The following is a 4,062-nucleotide window of genomic DNA, read 5'->3' as shown; positions in this document are numbered from 1 at the left end:
TGCGACAGGAATGGTGGGCGCAGCAGGGATTGAACCTACGACCCCTACCATGTCAAGGTAGTTATTATTTTATATAATTATTTGATTTTATTATATAAAATTATCATCCGTATAAAGCGGTACGGATTTGGCACAGATACCGAAGTTATATACAGCTTCACTCAAGTATTACACCAGATGAAGCGGCTTAATCCGCTTCATCTGGTGTTCAGAATGCAAAAATGCATCATTCACAGGCTCACCTTCCATCGGTAAGCCTGTGAATCACAACAACACTCTCTCTGCAATAAAGAGCCTCTCGTGGGTGAACCATGTCCGGCACCCGAAGATAAAAGGGCTGCGTTCTACGATCTCAGGATCATACCCCCTCCCCTGAAAACAGAGAAGAAAGGGAAGGTGAAAGATTTCACCACTTTCCGGCCAAAAACTGCCATTCCCACTCCCCGTTCAGTGCACGAATTGCTCCACTGTCGCCTGTGAAGCTTCCGGGCAGCTTCTTCTCCAGACACTGACGACGATCAGCGCATTTGTTTGTGTCATTAATGTCCGTGAGCAGGATAGCAAGATAGGTATCAATCTTTACCCGCTTACTGAGCACGTTGATTTTTTCACGGTCTCTCAATACTGCCGTGCCACCACGGTCGCCTTCATCGCAGATCTTGACTTCGATGATCGACAGGGGGGAACCGTCAGGGCCGTAAATGGCAATATCTGCGCGCCAGCCTCCCATACTGGAAATATCTGTCGAGGTCACTTCGTTCTTAAGATCTCGTATTATCCTGGTGTATTCCCGCTCGACGTGAACAGTTAGTCCATCGTTCTCGAATAGCTTCCTTGCTATCCATGAGCTTACAAATTCTTCCCGGACTTCATTATCGTAATCAAGTTTTGCCATTCTGGCGTAAAAACGTACGGCATCAGCGCCGTAATCTGCAATTTTCTGGCTGAGATCCACGAGACTGTCCTTTTGGAATCAGGAATCCTCCGGGCTGAGCCGGAAGATGCTCCAAGATAAAATTCGAGGGAGGATCGCATATGCAGGAAACATGAACAACCAAGCATCAGTCGTGTGCTGGCTACAGTCCTGTCGTACAACAAGGCCCTGTTGTCATCGCGGCACTCTCCTCCTGGAGGGTGTTATTCACTTTGTATGAGCAGTCGTATTACGTTTTTCAGCATGAAACCTGCGAAGGCAATGGTGTGCATTGCAGCGAGTGTTGAAGTGCAGCGCTCGTAGTCTTCTTTCACGAGCCTTCTGTACACCGTGTCGCCCGCTGAATGGCTTCAGACAGCGGGCCGAATTCTGCCTGCCATGTTTTGTCGTTTCTGGTCAGATATGAGGGTAAATAATATGGTTATAGCTGGCGAGAACTACCCGCTGCATATCCACATACTGCCATAATGCCGCAGGTTGTAATACACAGTGCGACAGGGGCAGACCAGCTGCCGGATGTATCATGCAGTGCACCAACAAGTGGTGGCGCCGCTGCGGCAATGGTGTAGCCAATGGTTTGTGCCATCCCTGATAAAGCGCTTGCCTGGCGTACAGTGCCAGCTCTGAGACTAATAAAAGATAAAGCCATAATAAAGCTTGCTCCGGTGCCAAAACCAAAAAGCGTTGTCCAGATAGTCGCGTGATGCGGCCAGCAAAGTAGTCCCAGTAAAGCAATGCCTGTAATGATGGTCGTCCCGGCTGCCATGACTTTATGGTTTTTAAAGCGGTGTAGTGTGGGTACAAGCACCAGACCCGGAATGGCCGTGGCTAGCTGCGTTAGTCCATGAAGAGATCCCGCTTCCTGAAGTGAATAGCCTGCTGCGGTCAGAATATTGGGCAGCCAGGTAATGACTGTATAATAAATCAGTGAGTTAAGACCCAGAAATAGCGTGACATACCATGCCAGAGAAGATTGCCATATTTTCGTGTGAAACGTCTGTGGAGAAGCAGTTTCGGCAACTGGCTGAGTATGGTTACGTAGTTGCGGCAGCCAGACAGCAATTGTCAGTAAAGGCAGAATGGCAAAAAGCTCTAAGGCACGCATCCAGTTTGAAGAGGGCAGAGTGGCAAGAGGTACAACGCAACCTGAAAATACAGCTGCCGCTACGCCAGAAACAAAAGCATAGACAGCGGTTAACGTTGTAATATTTTTGGGAAAATCTCGTTTCAGCAATGCAGGCAGAAGAACATTAGCAATAGCAATACCCAGCCCGATAACCGCTGAACCGGCAAATAGCATCGAGACTGTTCCGGATGATCTTATAAAAATACCAGATGTAATAAGCACCAGGCCCAGCATCAGGCTGCGTTCAAGACCATAATGCCTTGCCAGCAACACGCAAAAGGGTGATGCAAAAGCAAAAGCCAGCAGTGGCAGGGTTGTTAGTGTGCCAGTTGCGAAGGTGGTCAGTGCGAAAGTTTTATGGATCATCGTGAGTAAAGGCGCAATTCCTGTAACGGGCGCGCGCAGACTGGTGGCAATAAGCAAAATACCGGTGATAAGAAGCACTGGTCGCGATACCATGAATGATGAGAAATTTTTCTTCATAAAAAATCTGTTCCAGTGTAGGTGCCGTAAGGCTCTTTCACTGTTATAGCTATTTTTCGCTTATATGAATTGCGATATAATGACTGATAATCATTTTATCCTGCCAAAAATAACAGAATAACGATGTTGCCCTCTCAGATTGCTCCTGAAGATTTTGATCCCGATACATCTTACCAGCCAGCCATCGCGCTCAGTCTGGAGTTTACGCGTTATGAACTTGATGCTCCGGCACATACGCACCGTAAGGGGCAGCTTATTCTTGCGTTACATGGTGCGGTAACTTTTACAGCTGCCAATGGTATTTGGATCGTACCTCCCAATTGTGGTGTATGGGTGCCTGGCGGGGTGGTACACAGCAATCGTGCAACAGATAATGCTCACCTTGCTTTTTTATTTGTTGAACCCGGTGCTGCTGCTTTACCTGATTATTGCTGCACTTTGGGAATATCAGCCATTGTACGTGAGATGATTCTTCATCTTGCAGGTCTTTCCTCTGACTACAGCGCTAATAGTCACACAGCTCGGCTTGTCAGAGTGCTGCTTGATGAACTGACCCTTATGCCAGAGGAGCGGCTGAACCTGCCTGTTTCTGATCATCCGAAAGTAAGGGAAATAGCAAAAGCGCTCACCAGTAATCCTGCTGACAGAGCAACAATGGCAATCTGGGCCGAGCGTGTTGCTTTGAGCGAACGCTCTCTCGCGCGACTGATTGTACAGGAGACCGGACTGACCTTCGGCCGCTGGCGTCAGCAGCTTCAGCTGATTATAGCGTTACGGGAGCTTGCTAAAGGAGTTGCCGTTCAGAAGGTTTCTGAAGCATTAGGTTATGAATCGGTTACGGCATTTATTCAGATGTTTAAAAAAGCGCTCGGTAAAACACCGGCTCGTTATTTTGAGCATGCCGGTCAGGTGTAAAATGCGACTGTAATACCAGGGGCAGGACGCATTAATCTTCTGAAGTCAGCGAGAGATTATGACTCAACGAGCTTGCCAATGAAGGTCAGCCTGTTTTCCTCAGGAGCCCTGATATTTTTACCTAATACCTAGGCTCTGGACCTGTTAATTTATTGAACTGAGCGAGAGATTGTGATTCATAGGCTTACCGATGGAGGATGAGCCTGTGGGTGATGTATTTTTGTTGTCTGAGCGTCAGATGGAGGCATTTTTTCCTCTGGCGCACGGCATGCCTCGCGTGGATGACCGGCGTGTTCTGAGCGGGATCGTTTACGTGATCCGCAACGGGCTTCAGTGGAAAGATGCTCCCAAAGCGTATGGCCCGCACAAGACTTTATATAATCGCTTCATTCGCTGGAGCCGCCTGGGTGTCTTTGACAGGATTTTTAAAACCCTGGCAGAGCAGGCGGGTCGTTCGAAGCGTCTGATGATCGATGCCACACATCTCAAAGCACACAGAACGGCAGCCTCTCTGCTTAAAAAAGGGCTTTTCCCCGCTATATCGGACGCACAAAAGGCGGTCTGAACTCAAAACTGCATGCCATGTGCGATGATCAGGGGCGGC

At 48.4% G+C, this 4,062-nt stretch carries 3 protein-coding genes and 1 pseudogene; 2 read left to right on the top strand and 2 right to left on the bottom strand.

Going from position 1 to position 4,062, the window contains the following annotated elements; translation table 11 throughout:
* Nucleotides 1-406: 406 nt before the first annotated feature.
* Together HK11_RS10625 and HK11_RS10620 are read right to left on the bottom strand one after the other, a co-directional pair.
* A complete protein-coding gene (locus HK11_RS10625; RefSeq protein WP_086555323.1) occupies nucleotides 407-955 on the bottom strand; it encodes a hypothetical protein in 549 nt (182 codons plus the stop codon).
* Nucleotides 956-1,355: 400 nt separating this feature from the next.
* Complete coding sequence (locus HK11_RS10620; RefSeq protein WP_233133440.1) at nucleotides 1,356-2,543, bottom strand: MFS transporter; 1,188 nt, start codon at nucleotides 2,541-2,543, stop codon at nucleotides 1,356-1,358.
* Nucleotides 2,544-2,666: 123 nt separating this feature from the next.
* Between HK11_RS10620 and HK11_RS10615 the strand changes: the two genes are divergently transcribed.
* The gene (locus HK11_RS10615) at nucleotides 2,667-3,458 is read left to right on the top strand and encodes a helix-turn-helix domain-containing protein (protein ID WP_086555322.1); all 792 of its coding nucleotides are present in this window, start codon (nucleotides 2,667-2,669) and stop codon (nucleotides 3,456-3,458) included.
* 205 nt (nucleotides 3,459-3,663) lie between these two features.
* A pseudogene (locus tag HK11_RS12630) lies at nucleotides 3,664-4,062 on the top strand (IS5 family transposase); the annotation flags it as partial.

Origin of the sequence: Acetobacter sp. DmW_043 (genome assembly GCF_002153485.1) — a bacterium.
Taxonomy (GTDB): Bacteria; Pseudomonadota; Alphaproteobacteria; order Acetobacterales; family Acetobacteraceae; genus Acetobacter; species Acetobacter thailandicus.
The sequence above is the reverse complement of the archived record's forward strand: the minus strand, read 5'-3'. Positions and strand labels throughout refer to the sequence as shown.

Bases quoted from the DNA above. Each gene is read 5' to 3' on its own strand.
- HK11_RS10615 (WP_086555322.1), top strand. From the start codon at position 2,667: ATGTTGCCCTCTCAGATTGCTCCTGAAGATTTTGATCCCGATACATCT.
- HK11_RS10620 (WP_233133440.1), bottom strand. From the start codon at position 2,543: ATGAAGAAAAATTTCTCATCATTCATGGTATCGCGACCAGTGCTTCTT.